The sequence below is a fragment of the Robiginitalea rubriflava genome (genome assembly GCF_052540725.1).
Genome location: NZ_CP199309.1, coordinates 643,663 through 663,015, shown reverse-complemented (window position 1 = coordinate 663,015; position 19,353 = coordinate 643,663). Strand labels below are relative to the sequence as shown.

The following is a 19,353-nucleotide window of genomic DNA, read 5'->3' as shown; positions in this document are numbered from 1 at the left end:
ATCAAGTATATGAGCCGTTTTAATGGCTTATATACATTGTTAGCGGTAGTTTTCTTTTTTTATCTAAAGTGAAATTCGCCACAAGGAATAATAATACACCCCTCAAAATCTAACTTAAGGGCTAAAGACTTCTTTGGCTTCTTTTGTTGCCAATTTTCTGATAACCATTTACATTGCTCATATAAGGTTTTGTCACTTATTAAGAATAAGGCTTTGACATCAATGCCACCATTCTGAGGAGGCAGGGGGTATAGGGTTCCAATCCCAATTTTAATAGTTTCATCAGGTTCCAAGGACAAGTTCATTTTTGGTTGGTTTATGTAGTCCTTTAATTCATTCCGCATCATTTCAGTAATTCCTTTGCCTTCAACTGCCCATTCAGTTGGAAGAGGTATTACTTTGAATTTTTCATCAGCATTGGGATATTGATATTCTTTATCGAATACAATTGATGCTTCCACATGAACACCGGACTCATTAGTGATAGTAATTGGAATATATCTCAGCTTATAGTTATTCCCCAATGAATCAGTGTACTCTGTTCCGCGATACATATGATTTTGGATCAGAATTCCATTGTCTGAAACACTTTCAGTAATTGAGTTTACTGCGTTTTCTGAACTATTATGCCTGACTTGTTTACAAGAACAAAATACGACCAAAATCGATAGTCCAATTATAGTCTTAATTTTCATGTTATTTATATTACCGCCAACTGCCCGGGCTATGAGCAGTTGCGTGGGTTAGAACTAAACGTTGAAAGCCCTTTATAAACTTAAAAACCTTGCGTCCCGACAGCTATCGGGATTCGGAGGTAGCCAAGAACAAGCAATTACTTATCGCCACTTTTGGGCAATGTTTTTTCACCCTTTATAATTATTTCTTCTCGATACCGGATTTCTTTAAGTTCATCGTTGTAATAAGTAAGTTGTTCAGTCCAATTTTCATCCGCCTGAGGTCTGTATTCATATTTAACCTTGAAGGTGGGATTATCTTCAAGGTCAACTATATTCTCTAAAACAACTATTCCATTGTCGTTGAAGGTCCTTTTATAATATTCAATAACTTCTTCTTTTGAGTTTAAAGACCCGGTAGAAATGTGATTTCCATTTTTATCATATTCATTTAAATAACCATATAAAGGTTCATCTGTTTTTGCATTAAATGCCATCCCTTTCAAAATTCGGCCTTCATTACCTAAATCATATTTGTAAATCGTAGTTAATGAATCGCCTTCAAAGTATTTTGAGCCTGTTTTGTATCCTTCATTGTTGTAATTATAAATTTCATATCCATACATATCTGTCATATTCGATTTATAAAAACGTAATTCCGTTTGTTTTCCATTTCTGTCATAGACTTCTGCTTGATTACATGAGAAGCAGTCTTTTAGGCTATCCTTTACTGCAATTCCGTTTTCCATCTTAACGGAGTAATAATGTGTTACTAACATTTTGGGTTCCGTTCCAATCTCAGTTTCAGTATCTTTTGTTGTCTCTTTTTGTTTACAAGAAAAAGTAAAAACTAGAATTAGCAGAATTATGATATTATTGTATTTCATAGTTTGTTTTTAAATGTTGCCAGGCTCGTATTATATCTGTTCTTAAATATATGTAAATAGTCCAAACTTATAAGAAAGCAGCTGCGGATTATAGCGCTTTGGCAGCAACGTTCTTTACTTAAATTCGTTCGTGATTCTGGCGTTTTCATTTTATTTTAAAAAAGAATCCTAAGTTGGAATAATGGGGGTTATTTCATTTTCACTTCTGTTCACATGCCAATTCGAAACCGCTTTTGCTTACATTTGTTGCTGGCAAAAAATGGACAATCATTTTCTTTGCTTTTTCATTTAAAATAGTCACTTCTTTTTAAGCAATAAGGGTAAAACGCAATTTTAGCGATAACAACTTGCATCTGATATAGCTCTTAAGAGTGCTGCCAACTTGAATTAACTCTAATCAAATGAGAATAATACCTCTTTTATTGATTCTGGCATTTTTTTCCTTTCATCCTCCTGCAATCAGTCAGACATTAATTGATAATAACAGCACTCCCAATAAACTCGGGGTGTTTATAGATGGCTGCGAGCGGTGGGATGGAGGCTGTGATTTAGATTATATTAGGACAGAAATTACGGCCGTAGACTTCTACAGGGATAATCAGAGGGCTGATGTCTTTTTGCTGATTAACTCGAACAGGTCTGGTGGAGGGGGAAGACAATACCAACTGATTTTTATTGGGCAACAAAACATTCATGCGGGAAGAACAGACACCCTCTATGTAGATAACAAACAGACCGACACAGACTTTGAAGTGCGGAAAAAACTAACCCGGTTTATCAAATTAGGTTTAGCTCCGTATGTTGCGAAAACCAAAGCTGGAGAGCAGATCGAAATCAATATGAAGACTGACCCTGGCACTCTGGAAGATACAAGTGAGGAAAGCCTTGATCCCTGGAATTACTGGGTTTTTAATGTGGGGAGCGATGCGAACATTGAATTAGAGGAATTGAGCAGTGAAATCAATATTGGTGGAGACATCAATATTAACCGTATAACGGATAAATGGAAAATATCCCTGTCCGGGAGAATAGATGAAAGGCTGAGAAGAACGATTCAAAAAGTACCAAGAGTTGATAACGATGGCAATCCGGTTCTTGATGGAGACGGTAACCAGATCATCGATGAGGTTGTGAGTAATTTTGACGTTTCAGAATTTGGATTTAGCCACCAGCTTGTGAAGTCTATTTCCCCCCAATGGTCTTATGGATATGATATTGCAGGGCGTCAGAACACCCGGCTTAATTATCAGTTTCAGACCAGCTTCAGGCCAGCTGTAGAGTATAATTTTTTCCCGGAAGCCGTGCAGAATTCCAGATTTCTAAGAGTGAACTATGGGGTTGAAGTCAGGAATAATCGATATGTGGAAGAAACGATTTACGATGTTCTTAAAGAAACCAGGGTCCTTCAAAGTTTGAGAGCCAGCCTGGGACTAAATAGACGCTGGGGAAACCTGGAGGTGGGATATCGTCTGAGAAATTATCTGGATGATTTTAGCTTTTGGTCCACAGGCTTGAATATCAGAGCAGAAGTCCGTATCACCGGGAATTTTTCTTTCTATGTAAGGGCAGAAGGCAACTACGTAAAGGACCAGATATACCTGGCATCCGGAGACTTCACCGAGCAGGATATTCTGAGCGGGAGATTTACCTTACCCTCAGCTTACAACATAGATACCAGATTTGGATTTAATTATCGGTTTGGTTCTAACCTCAATAACTTCGTGAACCGTAGATTTTTTGGAAGGGCCAATTTTGTTGGGAATGATTAATAAACCCTATTGTAGGAAAACTTCCCGCGCCCTGTCGGGCGATGGGCTATAGCTGGTTTTGGCCATTCGTTACTTCTTGAGTTCTAGTTCAATCAAATCCAGAATTTCAATAATTCTGCTTCTTAAAATGTCTGACTGGCTATTTGCAATTTTTGCCAAAGTAGCACAAAAAGCGATGTGGTCTTCAAAATTAGAATGGTCTAATAAATGATTGAGATCAATTTCTTTGTTCGAATTTCCAACGTCAAACTTCGACTTTTTGCCTTTATCCAGAAGATAAGATTCAGTCACATTGTTCTTCCAGAATTTGTCAAGAATATTTCTCATGGAACCATATTCGAGTAGTGTTGAATAATGCCTGTTTTCATATTGCGCCCATTTAGCTTCTTCCTCAGTTACTTGTACTACCTCGCTTGTCCAGCTAGACAATTTGCCTTTGAGTTCATTGTTTCTTAATAGTTGAACTCTTCCTGAACTTAAAATATCATTGACTATTGGATCAAATGTTGGTGCTACTATAGTAAATCCTATTTTGGTGTAAATGCTGTCAATATTTCTTTTTTCCGGATGATTTACGTATTCAAGTAATTTCAGTGACGCTAAAATCATATTGTTCCTCATCTCTATTTTATCATCAAGTTGTTCCAGGTTACTTGTGAAATCCGATTGCAATTGCGATAAGAGCACTTTTTCTTTTTTACGTTCTTGCTTTTCCTCATTCCAGTTGTTAATCTGCAAGGCTATTAAAATACCGATTACTACAAGTGCTATTTCACCAATGGCATAGAACAAATACTTACTGAACTTATTTTCAGAGAGTAGTTTCTGTCTGATTTTTCTGAAAAACTTGATCATGTCTTTTGTTTTTTAAGGCCAGCGCACCGTCTGGCCCCTCACTTACAAAGGTCTGCAAGACCTTTGCTATCCGTTCGGCCCTTTAAAGAATTTAATCTTTTTTTGTTCTAATTAAGGCTAACGGGCAAGTGCATAAGCCGTTTTAATGGATTATATACATTGTTGTGTTTAGTTTATTACCCTATTCGCAGGATATCTGTTTTTACCCATAACCCATTCCAAGGTTTTAAATCTACCATTCTCACTATCACTGAATTCTAGAATAACCCAATATTGAATGTAAAAAAAACGGTTACCTCCTAGAGAAATTAACTTGTCTGCCGAATCCATGTCAGCCGCGCCATAAGTCAGCGAATTCCCTTTTACCAGAAGTTTACGTATGGGGCCAAACCCAAAATCATAGTTGCCTTCATATGCCTTTAGTTCTTCAACGGGAACTTGAGTTTCCTGACCTAGATAATTTAAAGGAATGGCATAAGGGTTCCCAGAATAGATATTATAAATGTCATCTGAAATTGGTAGTGCTAGATTCGAATAGTGATTCCCCAAAACCATTACGGTTAAATCACTTGAAAATCTATGTGTAATTTGATGGCAAAATCCCTGGACCCTCCCGCTTGCCTGGAAGGCTTGCTCTCCTTCTATTTCATTAAAGTTCGGAAGCTCATTCAATGAACTCTGAATTAATTCCTTTCTAAATAGACTTTGAAGAAAAATGTTTAAATCTCCAGCTGTAGAGTACATAGAACCACCACCTATTTTAATACTCATATTTACATAGTCCGCATTTGCTAAATCTCCTGAACTATTGAACATATATCCTTTGGCTCGTTTTTCTAATATCTGCTTGTTGTTGTCAATTCCGGTATTGGCTAGCCCTAGAGGGTTTAAAATTTCCGTTTGTAAGTAGTCCCCATATTTCGCTTGGCTTACTTTTTCAATGATATAGGCCAATAAGACATAGCCGGAATTGCTATATCGATATCGAAGGCCAGGATCAAAATCTAAAGGTTTGTTTTTAAATAAGTCTATAATGTCATCAATTTCATAGTCATATTTAATCAGGTCATTGTAATGGGGAAAATTGTTTAAATGAGGTATTCCCGCACGATGATTCAACAATTGCTTAACGGTAATTTCAGAGCCTCTGGGATAATCTATAATGAATTTGGATAAAGGGTCGCTTAACGAAATAGTATTTTCTTCAACCAGTTTCAGGATTGCCACTTCTGTAAATAACTTGGATATTGATGCTATGCGAAATTTGGTATCCTTTGTATTGGGAATTTTCCATTCACGGTCCGCATATCCATATGCTTTTTGAAATATCGGTTCACCATCTTCATATATGGAAATAATTCCACTCCATGCGTCCATGTCTAGATATGGCTGCAGATATTCGTCAATTTTAGATTCTATTGTTGTGTTTTTTTGTGCAAAGGCAGTAATAGAATTGATAATTATAACGAGCACACACAGTATGAGGTAATATTTTTTCATTTTCTTTATTAAAACTCAACATGTTCGTGTATGGCTCGTGCAGTCCCGATAGCTATCGGGATTCAGCAGAGTAATTGACACGAAAATTTATTGAATTAAAAGGTAATGAATTTTTGTGTTTGCAACGGCATGTGCTATACGCGTTGTTATGCTTTCGTTATTTGTTTATTGCATTTTGCAACTCGTTTCTGATTTGTTTTATTTGAGGGATACCTCTTCTTAATCGAGGTACGTAATTATTATAAACCTGTTGGTAAATATAGATTACATTATGCCTGTACTCTTGACTGTTCACGAAGTAATCTTGTAATTCCGGACTGCCGTTGTCTTTTGTTATTCTTTTGTTTATCCATTCAGGATACCAACTATAATTATCTTTATAGTTAATGGTCAATAATCTTTGGCTTTCAGAAATTGTTTGTTCTTTTCTAATGAACCACTCTAATTGCTCATACATTTCTATCACTTTCAACGATAAGCTATCATTAACAGATATTGTTTTTAGGCGTTCAACTCCTGATTTATTTAGGATAGTATTTGGACTTCCAGCAATTATTCTAGATAATCCATCATCCAATAATTCTACTGTTCTGGAATCTGAAACAACATTATCGAAAACAGGCTTTATAGATTCATACCAATTCAAATTTTCCGAAAGTTCAGCTATATCGTTATCTAGTTCAAAAACTATTTGGTTGTAGATTTCTCGAATTTCCTTCTGGACTTTTCGATTTTCATTCCAATTATTGATTTGCAGTGCAATTAAAATTCCAATTACTACTAGAAGGATTTCACCAATGGCATAAATCAGATACTTGCTGAATTTATTTTCAGAGAGTAGTTTCTGTCTGATTTTTCTGAAAAACTTGATCATGTCTTTTGTTTTTTAAGGCCAGCGCACCGTCTGGCTCCTCACTTACAAAGGTCTGCAAGACCTTTGCTATCCGTTCGGCCCTCTAAAGAATTTTATCATTGGTTAGCGGTTGGTCCCGATAACTATCGGGAATGAAGTACAACGGATCTGCGACATCCGTCGTGCTGACGAAGAAAGCATGATCGTGATTGTCGCTTGTTAGGCTTTCGTTATTTATTATTTTTTAATTCAATGTCAATCTTATTAATAATATACTTTGCTACCTGTACTAAATTTTCTGATCCATTTTCTATAAGCAACAATAGTGACATTCTCATAGCATAATTATTTTCTATGTCAGAATCTTTAAAATATCCATCATAATTGGACTTCATAGCACCATTTGGCATTGATTGAAAAGGAATATTTCTATACTTAAACAGCTTCATTTGGTTAGTCTTGGATAAGTATTTACTACTATTATTATCATATTGATTATAGCTTAAGTCTCTAAGTATTATTTCTTCTTCCGTCACATCATCAACAAGTCCTGGCCAAGTAATTAAAAGATTTTTTATTTCATCATTTGAAATAATATTCACCTTTCCTGAATTAAAAAGCATTTCCAGGGTTCCCATTTGTCCATTGTAAGTAGGTGGTACCGAAGCGTACATTACCAAACTGTCTAACTGCTTTTCAGAATAAGGATTTGTTTTGGTTTCAATAATTGAAAAAATAGTTTTTATACATGATAAAGAAGATTTTCTAATTTTATTTAATTCATCTAATTCTTTAATTGAAGCCTCAAAATCTGAACGAAGATTTTTAAGTATTTTAACTTCTTCAATTCTATTGTTTTTTTCAATGTTCCAATTATTTATAGAAAGTGCAATCAAAATTCCAATGACCACTAGAACAATTTCTCCAATGGCATATTTTAAATACTTTCCTGTTTTATTTTTTTCCATAAGGTCGTAGCGTATTTTTCTAAAGAATTTTATCATTTGCTAATTGTTGGTCCCGATAACTATCGGGAATGAAGGCTAACGGTCTCGGCTATGAGTAGTGCGGGATTTCAAGACACTTTACTTTTCGTTTGCCGAACAGTATATTTATTATAATTCATTTTATATCAGCACTTTAACCCGCGTTCGGTATAACCATTGTTGTAGCCAGTACACTATTTAAAAATTATTAATCATCTACACTACTTTCGTTTCATCTAAGACTCTTTTCATCAATAATGGTCCAATAACAACATAAATTAAAGCGCTATAAAGCCCTGAAAAATATCCACCTACATAAATTGCAATTAGAATATGAGCTATGGAATTTAATACTACTCCCGCAAGAATGAAAAATAATGGGATTATCATAAACTCTTTAATTCTCTTAAACAAGATGATACCACCAATTATAAAAACAGAATAAGCCAACATATTGAATACTACCCAATAATCCATTGGATATCCTTCCAGACCCAATAATTTAGGAACTTCTATTGTAAAATCAGTTAAATATTCTTCAGTAAAGTGTATAAATTGAATTCCTAATGCCAACAAGTAAAGAGGCAGTATTCTTTCTGGGCTTGGTGTTTTCCTATAAAAAGTATTTAAGTAAAATATATACGATACAATTACTGCGGGAATAAATGCTATTACCGAGTTTAGAGTTAAAGAAACAATCCAGAATATTGCAATCGCAATAGTTGCTATCCCTAATGGAATTAATATGTCTTTATTCAGCTTAATCATTTACCTATTATTAGGTTTCAATAATCAATTGTGAATTTCTTTGAATCGGCTACAACGGTCTCGTATAGGGCTCGTTGCGCGTAAAAAGGCACGGACATTTCGATTAAGAACCTGATTAGCAATGAGCTATATACATTGTTGTAAACAGTTATTTACGGATTATTGTTGTACGGAATATAATTTTCCCACTCCCAAGGTGTATAAGTATCCCCAATGCCTATTTCTAAAAGCTCCATAAATATACTTTCTCCATTATCGCTATTTGAAAGAATTACCATACCCATTTGCTTTTCGGGAAAAACAATTGAATAATGTTGAAATCCTTCTGAATGACCTTCTTTGAAAGCACCAAATCCATAAGGCGTTTCTAATAAACCCCAGCCTAATCCATATCCTAAACCGATGTCCTCATTTTCACTCGTTTCAACTAATGCATTTGGTCCAAACTGTTGTTTGCTGTTAATACTAACTTGTTTGTTAAACATTTCATCGAATGAGTGTTTACTTATCAGTTTATATTTCAAAAGGGCTTCGATAAATTTAGAATAGTCAGCTAAAGTCGTACATAAGGTTCCTGCGGCACCAGCTTCATCTGCTTCATCAAAAGGAATCATCTTTTGGTTTTTATCGTTTCCATACACGTATTGATTCTTAAACTTTTCCTGTTGAACATAAATATAACTCGTCCTTTTCATTTCAAGGGGTTGGAATATCTTTTCTTGTGCGATTGCCTCAAGTCCTTTTCCTGTTATTTTTTCCACGACGAATTGAAGTAGCGAGATTCCTTCTCCAGAATAACTGTAACGTGTTCCAGGTTCGTGACGAAAATGAAGTTTTCCATTGATATCAAATCCACTTTTCGTTAAAAATCTCCAATTTGGTAAACCTGTTGTATGGGACAAACACATTCTTGCGGTGATACACTCATATCTTTTATCATCTTTCAAATCGTCGTAACCTCTCCAATCACGATTAAATTCATATTCTGAAAGCGGTTTGTCCAGGTAATTCTGAAGGGGTGTATCCAGATTTATTTTGCCTTCTTCTACTAACTGCATCACTAATACAGCAAACACCGCTTTGCTCAAGGAAGCTCCGTAAAAAATGGAATTATTGTTTAAAGTATCTTTAGTACTCCAATTACTATAACCATAAGTCTTCTGATATACTGATTCATTATTATTAAGAATTGATACTGCCAACCCGTTTACGTCTGCTGATTCCATCAGGGATTTTATTTTTTCAGTCAGTTGTTCTTTTTCAATTTCTGAACCATCTATTCTCTCAATTTTTGATTCATTAGAACATCCGATCAGTATAAGGATAGAAAGTATCGCTACTATTCTCACGGTTTTGTTTTAGTTGTTTACAACGGTCTCGTGTATGGCCTGCGATGTTAAGTGCACATTGCTTTGTTACACGAAATTTTATTAATCTGAAAGTTAATGAAATCTTGTGTTTAGTCCACAGCGTCGGCTATACACGTTGTTGTTGTGCGTTTTTTTAATTATCCGCAAAACCTTGATCCCAAGTCTTTTTTGGGTCATGATTTCTCAAATCACATTGAAAGTCAGCTACTGCCTTAAGGTTCATTAGGACTGATATCCATCCGGCGTTTACCTCAGAAAAGTCACTTTCAGTTACATTTTCATTAACTAATGTAAGGTTAGTTCCACCATTTTCAGCAGGCTCTAAATGAAATTTTACCAAACTATTGAAATAGTCTAAATGGAATTCTTTGTTGGGAATCGTTTTTATTATCTGGCTATCATATGTTTGGCCATTGGGAAACAAGAAGTGAATTACACTACCTTTTTTAAATGCTTTTTCGGCCCAGAAATTGTTTCTTCCCTCGGAAGTAGTGAGTAAATCAAAGACTGTATTTGGATCAGATTTTAGATGTAATTTCCAAGTAATCGTCTTCATTTATCTATTTTGACATCAAATGCACTGCAACGGTTCCGGCTATGACACGGCGCTTGTGTGCGCACGCACCATCAGACAAGATTTGTTTTAACTAAGATAGGAAATAGGCACAGACCTCGGGGAGCTATGTGTAACAGCCGTTGTTATGCTTTCGTTATTTGGAGGTAATATTCTCTACTATTAATTGTTTCACCGAATCTGTTTGAAACATTGCACGCTCAATTAAAAATTTGTGATAAAATCTGAACTCATACCGTCGGTTAATAATTGAGAAAAAATATTTATCCTCTAATATTTGGTTATAATCAAAAGGAATTAAATTGATTCCATTCCTGTAAAAATTAGCCATTAGATAATTTTCAATAATCACATCAAAACCCGCATCTGTAGTGCTCGTTTCAAGAATGGGATAATCAACTTCAAACAACTCAATAATTGCATTTTTTAATTCCTCATTAACAATAATATCAAATCCGGTATTCTTTAAGGATTCATAACCAGGCTTTGGAATAGTTAGAAGTGCTGTACCTCTATTTTTGGCCCTGTCAAAATGATAACTTAAACTATCGTAATATGGTAATCTATTTTTTAGCACATCTAAAACGATTACCGATGACTTTGAAAGCTTATCATTGTATTGCAGAGTCTGCTTAAACCCAGACTCGATTGTTTCCAAGTTTTTAACTAATTGTTTTAGAATTCTTTTTTCAGTGGCTCTGTCCTTTTTGTTCTCATTCCAGTTGTTAATACTTAATGCAATCAAAATACCAATAACCACAAGTATAACTTCTCCTAGAGCATATTTGAGATACTTTCCAGTTTTTCCTGCTGAAAGCAGGTTTTGTCTAATTTTTCCAAAGAATTTTATCATTGGTTATTGGTTAGTACCGATAACTATCGGGAATGAAGCGCAACGGTCTCGTGTAAGGTGCGTGCCGCCTTACGAGAGACGTTTAGTTACAAAAAAAATTAATAGGTTAGAAGTTAGTAATTTTTTGTGTGTGCGGAAGGTATGCACTTTACACGTTGTTGTGTGCAGTTATTTATTTTTTGTCATTACCCAATATGCAGTGTACAAAGCTCCGGGAATAATTGGTATTGCCATATAAAAATTGCCAAGCAAATCTGGTCTTGTTATAAAGAGTCCAATCATGCCGATAACGGTAATAATTCCTCCAAGACCTTCCCATTTTAAAGCAAGACCTAAACCCAAAACAGTACTAATGGGAAAAAAAACGAATGAAATGATCTCAGCGGTATTTCTAAAACCATCACTTGATTCTTCCTCTCCGAAAGCATACGCAAGCACAAAGAATAGAAGAAATGCTAAAATTAATGAACCTGAAATTCGGGCGATCCATCTGATCGATGTTGTAAGATTGTTTCGATTAGCCATAATTTAAATTGTTTCATTTTGAATAACAATTTATACAGGTAATAATTAAATTTGGTTAACATGGGTTAAGAAATATTTTTGGCAAATCGTCTTCTTATCCGACTTAAAGATTGCGGTTTTACACCGACATATGAGGCTATTAAATACTGAGGTATTCTTTGGCTCAAATCTGAATAATTGCTAATAAAACTTTGATATCGCTGTTCATGGTTTTGCATGTAAACAGCCAGGAGCTGATTTACCATAACATCAAATCGATGTTCCACTATTAGGCGTCCAATTAAGTTTCCGTTTTTGGTTGTATTGAAAATTGTTTGAACATTATCAAAGTTGATAATCAATATTTCACAGGGTTCAATAGCTTGAATATTCTGAACCGAGATGCATTTGTTGTTAAAACTCTGATAGTCAGCAATAAATTCACCCTCTTTGGTAAATTCGAAAGTCGATTCCTCTCCATCTTTATAAACGAAATATCGAACCAGGCCTTTGTTAATAAATCCTACATGTCTGTTTATTTTACCCGCTTCTAAAAAGTAATCCCCCTTATTAATATTTAAAGGTTTAAAGCTACTTTTAATAAGTTCAATTTCATTGTTACCTAAGGTGGTGATTTGATTTATCAGATGTATTAAATTTGAATACATGATCTTATCTGCTTTGGACAGGGAGATTATTGCACACCGTGTTCGTGTACGGTTAGTTGCGTGGTTAAGCAACTAAATTAAATAAACATACATGAGCCAAAAGAATTTCCGAAATAAATTCTGAGTAGATCTGTACTAAGCAATTAATTATACACGGTGTTGGCCTTTCGTTTTTATAAATTATTTAGATCTTAGCTACCAAATTATATTTTGATTATTTAATTTATTCTTTTCGATCTAAACCAAATCCTATAAGCGTATTTGCAATTTCCCATATCGGGTCTAAAACAGCTTGATTGCTCAACAAAGCAACGGTTACATTTTTCTCGCGATAAGAGATCAATAGTGCACTTGTGCCAGATTGCCCTCCAATTCGATGGCATACCCATCCATGCTTATTATGCTTCCATATATTCCATCCCAATCCAGCATTTTCATCAAGAATCTGACCGTTGAATTCAATTGCATCCACCATTTTCTGAACATTTTCAAAAGAAATTAACTCTCCATTTCTCCAAGCTTCAAAAAAAAGAAGAAGGTCGGTGGCTGTTGAAACTAGCCCACCAGCAGGATAGATGTTGCTTAAATCATTATCAACATCTGAAATGATCTCATTCTCTTTCTTTTTGTAGAGTTTTGCTTGGTTTAACTTTATTCTATTATGATCCTCAACATGTGTGTTATACATTCCGGCCTTCTCCAATATTAATTCCTTTAGGTTGACTGCATACGATTTACCAGTTGCGGCCTCAATAACTGCTCCTAGGAGAGTATATCCGTAAGAAGTGTATCTGTACTTTGTTCCTGGTTCAAATTTTAATTTTCTTGTTTCAAATAACCTACTTGCATCTCGCAAATTATCATAATGCATAAATGAACGGGTTTCTTTCCCTTTGTAATGATCGATTCCTGAAGTATGACTTAACAAATGAAATACTTTTATCTGTCCTTTCTTATCTATTGGATAATCGGGTAAATATTTTTGAATCGGATCCTGTAAATCGAGTTTGTCCAATTCCACTAACTTTAATACTAATGCTGCAGTTAACACTTTACTTATCGAACCTATGCGGTAAAGCGTCTCAGTACTGGCTTCAACTTGTAGCTCTCTATTTGAGAATCCAGCGGCACCTGACCAAATAATTTTCCCATCAGCCAAAATGCCTGCTGATATTGAAGGTATGTTATACTCATTGACTACATTTTCAAGATATGTGGTTATTTGATTTTCAGATGTCTGAGCCCAACCTATATTTGAAAGACCTATGGATATAATCAGAAAAAAGAATGTTGGTTTCATAAAATACTTCTTTAATAATCTAAATTGATTTCATTTCGATAGCATTCGCCTATATGACCTAAAAAGGATGGGGATGTTATAAAAATATTTTGTTTATTTCTAGGGTTGTCATTCAAAAAAAGCACCTGGCTTAGAAGTTTATACCTAATGAAAGCCAACGTCCACGGCTATGACCCGGCGCATCAATGCGCAGACCACCCCAGGATTGATTAATAAACTCCAATGGAGGAAAATTTCCCAAGCCCTGGCCGGCGATGGGTTATAGCCGTTGTTAGCGGTTGTTTATTGAAATATAGTTTTGAAACAGCTCCGTCCAATCGTCATCATCATAATTATCGGACTCAAGTCCATGACGAATTATAATGGTATTATTTTCAGGAGATAGATACAAAAACTGACCAAAACGACCATTCCCAAAAATGTCATATTTTGAAGAATCTTTTAAAACAGACCACCACATATAAGAATAGCCCCATTTTTGACCACTGTTAAAAGTAAGAGTATCATAGGGCTTAGTTGATTCTTCAAGCCAGCTTTGCGAAAGCAAGGCTTGTCCGTTCCATATTCCTTCATTTAGCACAAGCCTGCCTAGTTTGGCCATATCAATTGGGCGAGCATTGTAGCCACTTTCCATTTTTTCAAATCCGTTCTCATCTGTACTCCAACTTGCATTATAGGAAGTTCCTATTTTCTTCCATATTTTCTTTTGCATAAAATCACTTACTGATTCTCCGGTTGAACGCTCTATTATCAATCCTAATAAAATAGCATTATAGTTATTATATTTAAATCTTTTGCCAGCTGCCGATTCAATTCTTACATTATTTAAGGCCATTCTTTGAAGATCAGTAAAGTAATAGGTAAGTGGATCATCACAATTTAACAAGGGAAATTTCACCTCACTATCATATGCTATACCGGACTTCATTTTCAGTAAATGAGCAATTGATATATCTTTAAACCTTACATCTTGGTCAATTAATTCAGGAATGAATTCTGTAATAGGAACGCGAGTACTTTCAATTTTTCCATCTTGGATGGCCAATCCTATCAATATTGAGAGAATTGATTTTGATACTGAGAAAGAGGTTTGTAATTGTTCTTTACTTTGGTTATTAAAATATTCTTCAAACAACAAAGTATCATTCCGTATAACCAAAAAAGCATAGGTCTGATTCCTCTCGAGGAATTCTTCAAATGAATTGATTCCATCAATTTCTTCAAATTCAGAAATCACTTTGGCTTTTTGCTGCAGAGTTCCATTGATAAAATCATACGGCACGTCCGCTTTTTCGATGAGGTTGAACTTAAACTTTTTAAAATCGTCATAACTGGCATCCTGCCAGACTAAAACCCGATAAACATATTTTGGTGGATAAAAAATGAAAATGACAATAAAAAAGAGGATAATACCTGATATAGAGGAGAATAATATTTTTTTAAGTGTTTTCATCAAATTACCGCCAACGGTCTCGTGTATGGCCTGCGATGTTAAGTGCACATTGCTTTGGTACACGAAATTTTATTAATCTGAAAGTTAATGAAATCTTGTGTTTAGTCCACAGCGTCGGCTATACACGTTGTTGTGCGTTGGCCATGCACTAAGAAAATTCTACATCAATTTTCAATGATACATTTCCATGTTCCATCTAACTGTTTTCGCCAAACACTTAGATATGGTTTAGTAGTTGAAATTATTTCACCTGAACTGCTTGTTCTTCGTACGTTACCTATTCCAAAAGTATAACCCATATCTGCTTTATCCGACAAATTTGCGCCTTGTACTTCCCAACTAATTTCAAAATTTGGATCTTTTCTTGCTTGAGTAGTAAATCTTTTAATTTGGTCAATTCCCGAAATAGTCATTTCTGCGGACATTAAAATGATCGCGTCATCAGCCCAAAAAGACCATAACCTTTCCATATCATTAGTATTTGCAGCAATTGACCAGGCCCTGTCCGCTTCAAGAAGTAATTCCTTTTCTAATTCGATATTACTTGACTGGCCAGTTCCAACTAAGGGTAAGAATGGAATCAACAAAATGAGTAGAATTTGAATTTTCATCAGATAATTATTTAAAGTTTCTAATGGGTGACGCACAGCGGCCCGGGGTATGCCATCGTGGCGATTCGCAGCGGTAGGTTTCGCCGTAAAAACGGCTTCGTAGCGAAACCCCGCTGTGGCCAGATAGTTTCCCGGGATTGATTAATGTTTTTTTAAAAGTAGGAATTTTCTAATAAGGAAGAACTAGCCATGTGGTATACCCGTTGTTAGGCACTGTTCTTCATCTTTTTAACTGAAAGTAGAATAACAAACAAGCTGGCCCCAAAAAGGGAAGGAAGATGAAAAGGACCGATCATCTTGATTAATATGTCTGGAAAAACAATGAATGAGATAAGAACTCCAATGCAACAGGAAACAACTAAAAATGCGCAATTCTTAAAGAAAATTGGCCACGAAAGAGCACTCTTAAACTTGAGTATAATTACTAAAATGATCAAAGTAGCTAGAAACGTAGGTAGACCTAGATAAAGAATTAAAAATAAGAGTTCCGATGTTGGAACTGGTAATTGATCTTCCAAATTAATAGTGCCTAACGGCCCCGGCTATGCAACGTTGCGTTTGTGCGGGTGTTTTGCCTTAAAACGGTTCACGGCAAAACAGCCAGCCAGGGGTTGCAGTTACCTGGGTTTGATTATTGATTAATTAAAAGTAGGAATTTTCTTTTTGGTAAAGTGAAGCGATGGGGCATAGCCGATGTTGTGGTACGTTATCATATATATCAATTAATCCACAAATAGATTTTTGAAAGGACAATGGATAAGGCCAAACAGGCTATGAAAGAGTAAAATATCCACTTCGTAGTTTTAAAAATCATTCTCACAGTGAACCAAATATTAAGAAAAGTAACTATGATTAAAAGAATGAATAAATAATAAAAGTCATTTACCATATTCAATTCATTATTGTATTCCACTAACCCAAGTGGTAAGATTGATACAATGGAGGTAAATCTTGTGATAACAGCAATTAGGGCCCAGAAATAAAGGAGTGCATATGTTTGACCAAGTTTAGTATAGATCTTAGATCTGATTCTTACGGGATTTAAATTTATTAACCAGATAGTGATAGAAACAGATAGGCCAAGTACTGCACTTATTGCTGCAAAAAAATAAGAGAAAAATTTTCTTTCTTGTATTCCTAGATAGATATCATTCCCCAAGGCCTTGGTCAAATATGCCATAAGTTCTTCGAACTGACTGAAGAAAACCGCTAGGAAGATGGAAATAATAAACCCAGATAAGATTCCGATCCAAAATTCGATTTTTCCAATTTCATTAATTGAAATATGAGGTCTTTGGATCTTATGTTTTATCATTCAATGAAGCTCTCTTTTAATGTACCACAACTGCCCGGGGTATGCCACGTTCCGTACTTGTTTTGCGCCACGGGCGGCGCCGGAAAAGACACCGCCCGAGTAAGAAGGCGCCCAATGGACGGTGAGCAAAACAAGTTTAGAAACGGGGTGTTTCCGGGAATTAATTTCAGTTCAATTTAGGGAAAATGTTTCAGTTTGGAAGATAACGGAATGTGGCATACCCGTTGTTAGCTTTACGTTGAAACTCCTTATTCATCTTCTTTCTTTTTCTTGTTTCCTATAAGCACTAATACCATGGCAATCATTAATAGAATATTAGAGATTATACCGTAGATGGAACCATCTTTTAGAATGTTCAAAATAAGAAGAACCAAACTGGCTAATAATAAAAGTCCAGGTAGCAATCCTTTTTTACCATACATATTTATAACAATTAAAGCTAACGGCCCGGGCTATGCAACGTTGCGATTGAACAGTTGTTATGCCATAAAAACGGTTCACGGCATAACAACTAGTTATGTGCAACATAAGCTAGGGTTAATTATTGATTAATTAAAAGTAGGAATTTTTTTTTTGAGTGAGTGTAGCAATGGGGCATAGCCGATGTTGTAGGTAGTTTCAATTAAAGCTCATTATCCAAATAATTGCGACAATTGACAGGAAGATGGCAAAACATCCTTTTTTGTTAATTGGTTCCTTCGTGGAATAGCGCAAAAACCAACCTCTTCCATTATAATCAACAGGATCTCTCAGCTTCCACTTTTCATTACAAGTTGTACATTTATATATGTATAGTCCATCATCCTTATCATGTACTCCGTCGTTTTTAAAATATAAGGGAACAAGCTTTTCCGCACCAAGTTTTTTGGACAGTTCAAGATCAAAACTTTCCCAATGTTTCCTATCCTTAAATTCGGTTTCATTAAGGAAACAATTCTCACACATATATAATTGGTAACTATTAAAATTACCTACAACGGTCTAGGCTATGAGTAGTTGCATGGGTTAGCACCCAACTTTGCAAGCCTGCCTGCCGGCAGGCAGGTACACACCAAGTTGGAAATTCCGCAGGAATTTCCAAAGTAGGCGAGAACAAGCAATTACTTATAGCCATTGTTGTGCTTTCGTTATTTACATTTTTTATTTTTTAATAATTCTATAGGTTCTTGCATTTCCTTCTTTAAATTAGACAAATGCTGTTTCTGTCTAATCAGCATAGCCATATACACAATAAGATTGTCCTGAAACTTTAAGAATATTGGATTATTAGGGTCATTTGTCCAGTTGTTTTTTGGTAAAAGGGTAATATGTTCTTTATCAAGTTCTCGTTTTAGATAATCAATATCTTGATATCCAAATTCACTTATTAATTCAAAATCACTCATCCTGGTAATAATGACATTCCGATTTTCTTGAAGTAGATTTAAAATATTATCCAAAAATGTGCTATGCTGAATAAGTCTGTTTTTAAGTTTTAAATCGGTTAATAGCTTTAACTGTCCAGAAGATGTTATATCTTCAAAAGCAATATTACTGGGAACAAAAACATCTTGTCTTACAGCAACTACAAATTTATTCAGTATTTCACTTCTGTCATTTGGTATTTTATTTAAATCTAATATTAGCTCTTTGCATAGCTTTATTTTGTTAGTAGTGTGTTTAGAAGTTTCATCAATTAATTTTTCATTTAACTCAAAGTCATCTAAAATTCTACAGTAGTAATCAGCTTCAGCGATTTTATTTTTTCGGTTTTCATTCCAATTATTTATTTGAAGTGCAATCAAAATTCCAATTACAACGAGCATAATCTCTCCTATGGCATATTTAAAATACTTTCCTGTTTTTCCTTCGGAAAGTAAATTTTGTCTAATTTTTCTAAAGAATTTTATCATTGGTTAGTGGTTGGTTAGTGGTTGGTTATAATGAAGCACAACTTGTTTTAAGTCACTAAATATAACGTTTATCCGAAACAAAACCCTTGGAAAGCGCAGGTTGGTATAAGGCTTTGCAGGTTGAGAATGTTTAGCAATTTAGGTAAACTTGATTTCAGATAATTCCCGTCCAATGGCTTGTATGCCCTCAAGGATCTTCCGGGTTTGCCGGGCGGAGGGTTTCTTTTTCCCACGAACATACTGGGAGAGCAGTGTAGGGTTCATCCCAATCCGTTCTGCCAGGAAGGAAGCGTTCAGCACCCGGTAGTATTTGAAAAATTGCTGCAGGTCCAGGTGTAGCCTTAGTGAATCAGCGTTTACTGAATAATTCTCGTCTTCATAATACTGGTTCAATGCCTCCAGCAGGGCCTCATAAAGACCTGAAATGCTGCTGGCGGTGGTAAAAACATTCACATCATCCGCATATGCGGAATATCCGGTCTTTGTCTTCTCTACGGTAATGTCGATTTTTTTCTTCAATC

18 protein-coding genes are annotated in these 19,353 nt (G+C 35.2%); 1 reads left to right on the top strand and 17 read right to left on the bottom strand.

Going from position 1 to position 19,353, the window contains the following annotated elements:
* Window positions 1–59 precede the first annotated feature (59 nt).
* Together ACT6NU_RS03020 and ACT6NU_RS03015 are read right to left on the bottom strand one after the other, a co-directional pair.
* Window positions 60–695, bottom strand: a complete 636-nt coding sequence (locus ACT6NU_RS03020; RefSeq protein ID WP_445382982.1) for a hypothetical protein — start codon at window positions 693–695, stop codon at window positions 60–62.
* A gap of 137 nt (window positions 696–832) precedes the next feature.
* A complete protein-coding gene (locus ACT6NU_RS03015) occupies window positions 833–1,561 on the bottom strand; it encodes a hypothetical protein (protein ID WP_445382981.1) in 729 nt (242 codons plus the stop codon).
* Window positions 1,562–1,962: 401 nt separating this feature from the next.
* On the opposite strand from ACT6NU_RS03015, the gene ACT6NU_RS03010 reads away from it, so the two are divergent.
* Window positions 1,963–3,330 carry a hypothetical protein gene (locus ACT6NU_RS03010; RefSeq protein WP_445382980.1) on the top strand — a complete coding sequence of 456 codons (1,368 nt, stop codon included), beginning with the start codon at window positions 1,963–1,965 and terminating at the stop codon, window positions 3,328–3,330.
* A gap of 69 nt (window positions 3,331–3,399) precedes the next feature.
* Here the strand turns inward: ACT6NU_RS03010 and ACT6NU_RS03005 are convergent, their stop codons facing one another.
* The 15 genes from ACT6NU_RS03005 to ACT6NU_RS02935 form a co-directional block, all read right to left on the bottom strand.
* Window positions 3,400–4,185 (bottom strand): DUF6090 family protein, encoded by a 786-nt coding sequence (locus tag ACT6NU_RS03005; RefSeq protein ID WP_445382979.1) that lies wholly within the window; start codon window positions 4,183–4,185, stop codon window positions 3,400–3,402.
* A 168-nt stretch (window positions 4,186–4,353) separates the two neighbouring features.
* Window positions 4,354–5,685 carry a serine hydrolase domain-containing protein gene (locus ACT6NU_RS03000; RefSeq protein WP_445382978.1) on the bottom strand — a complete coding sequence of 444 codons (1,332 nt, stop codon included), beginning with the start codon at window positions 5,683–5,685 and terminating at the stop codon, window positions 4,354–4,356.
* 157 nt (window positions 5,686–5,842) lie between these two features.
* Window positions 5,843–6,559: a DUF6090 family protein gene (locus tag ACT6NU_RS02995; RefSeq protein WP_445382977.1), complete on the bottom strand. Its 717-nt coding sequence runs from the start codon at window positions 6,557–6,559 to the stop codon at window positions 5,843–5,845.
* Window positions 6,560–6,768: 209 nt separating this feature from the next.
* Entirely contained in the window at window positions 6,769–7,506 is a 738-nt protein-coding gene (locus ACT6NU_RS02990) for a DUF6090 family protein (protein WP_445382976.1), read from the bottom strand.
* A 234-nt stretch (window positions 7,507–7,740) separates the two neighbouring features.
* Window positions 7,741–8,292 carry a hypothetical protein gene (locus ACT6NU_RS02985; RefSeq protein ID WP_445382975.1) on the bottom strand — a complete coding sequence of 184 codons (552 nt, stop codon included), beginning with the start codon at window positions 8,290–8,292 and terminating at the stop codon, window positions 7,741–7,743.
* A 152-nt stretch (window positions 8,293–8,444) separates the two neighbouring features.
* On the bottom strand, window positions 8,445–9,641 hold the full coding sequence (locus tag ACT6NU_RS02980) for a serine hydrolase domain-containing protein (RefSeq protein ID WP_445382974.1): 1,197 nt from the start codon (window positions 9,639–9,641) through the stop codon (window positions 8,445–8,447).
* Between the two features lie 154 nt (window positions 9,642–9,795).
* Window positions 9,796–10,218, bottom strand: a complete 423-nt coding sequence (locus ACT6NU_RS02975) for an SRPBCC family protein (protein ID WP_445382973.1) — start codon at window positions 10,216–10,218, stop codon at window positions 9,796–9,798.
* A 154-nt stretch (window positions 10,219–10,372) separates the two neighbouring features.
* Entirely contained in the window at window positions 10,373–11,089 is a 717-nt protein-coding gene (locus ACT6NU_RS02970) for a DUF6090 family protein (protein ID WP_445382972.1), read from the bottom strand.
* 168 nt (window positions 11,090–11,257) lie between these two features.
* A complete protein-coding gene (locus tag ACT6NU_RS02965; protein ID WP_445382971.1) occupies window positions 11,258–11,614 on the bottom strand; it encodes a DUF7670 domain-containing protein in 357 nt (118 codons plus the stop codon).
* 65 nt (window positions 11,615–11,679) lie between these two features.
* Window positions 11,680–12,261 (bottom strand): Crp/Fnr family transcriptional regulator, encoded by a 582-nt coding sequence (locus ACT6NU_RS02960; RefSeq protein WP_445382970.1) that lies wholly within the window; start codon window positions 12,259–12,261, stop codon window positions 11,680–11,682.
* Between the two features lie 223 nt (window positions 12,262–12,484).
* Entirely contained in the window at window positions 12,485–13,561 is a 1,077-nt protein-coding gene (locus ACT6NU_RS02955; RefSeq protein WP_445382969.1) for a serine hydrolase domain-containing protein, read from the bottom strand.
* 271 nt (window positions 13,562–13,832) lie between these two features.
* Window positions 13,833–15,014, bottom strand: coding sequence for a serine hydrolase domain-containing protein (locus ACT6NU_RS02950; protein WP_445382968.1), 1,182 nt, complete (start codon window positions 15,012–15,014; stop codon window positions 13,833–13,835).
* A 164-nt stretch (window positions 15,015–15,178) separates the two neighbouring features.
* The gene (locus ACT6NU_RS02945) at window positions 15,179–15,625 is read right to left on the bottom strand and encodes a YybH family protein (RefSeq protein WP_445382967.1); all 447 of its coding nucleotides are present in this window, start codon (window positions 15,623–15,625) and stop codon (window positions 15,179–15,181) included.
* Between the two features lie 2,442 nt (window positions 15,626–18,067).
* Window positions 18,068–18,832 carry a DUF6090 family protein gene (locus tag ACT6NU_RS02940; RefSeq protein WP_445382966.1) on the bottom strand — a complete coding sequence of 255 codons (765 nt, stop codon included), beginning with the start codon at window positions 18,830–18,832 and terminating at the stop codon, window positions 18,068–18,070.
* Between the two features lie 138 nt (window positions 18,833–18,970).
* Window positions 18,971–19,351, bottom strand: a complete 381-nt coding sequence (locus ACT6NU_RS02935) for a helix-turn-helix domain-containing protein (protein ID WP_445382965.1) — start codon at window positions 19,349–19,351, stop codon at window positions 18,971–18,973.
* Between the last annotated feature and the right edge of the window lie 2 nt (window positions 19,352–19,353).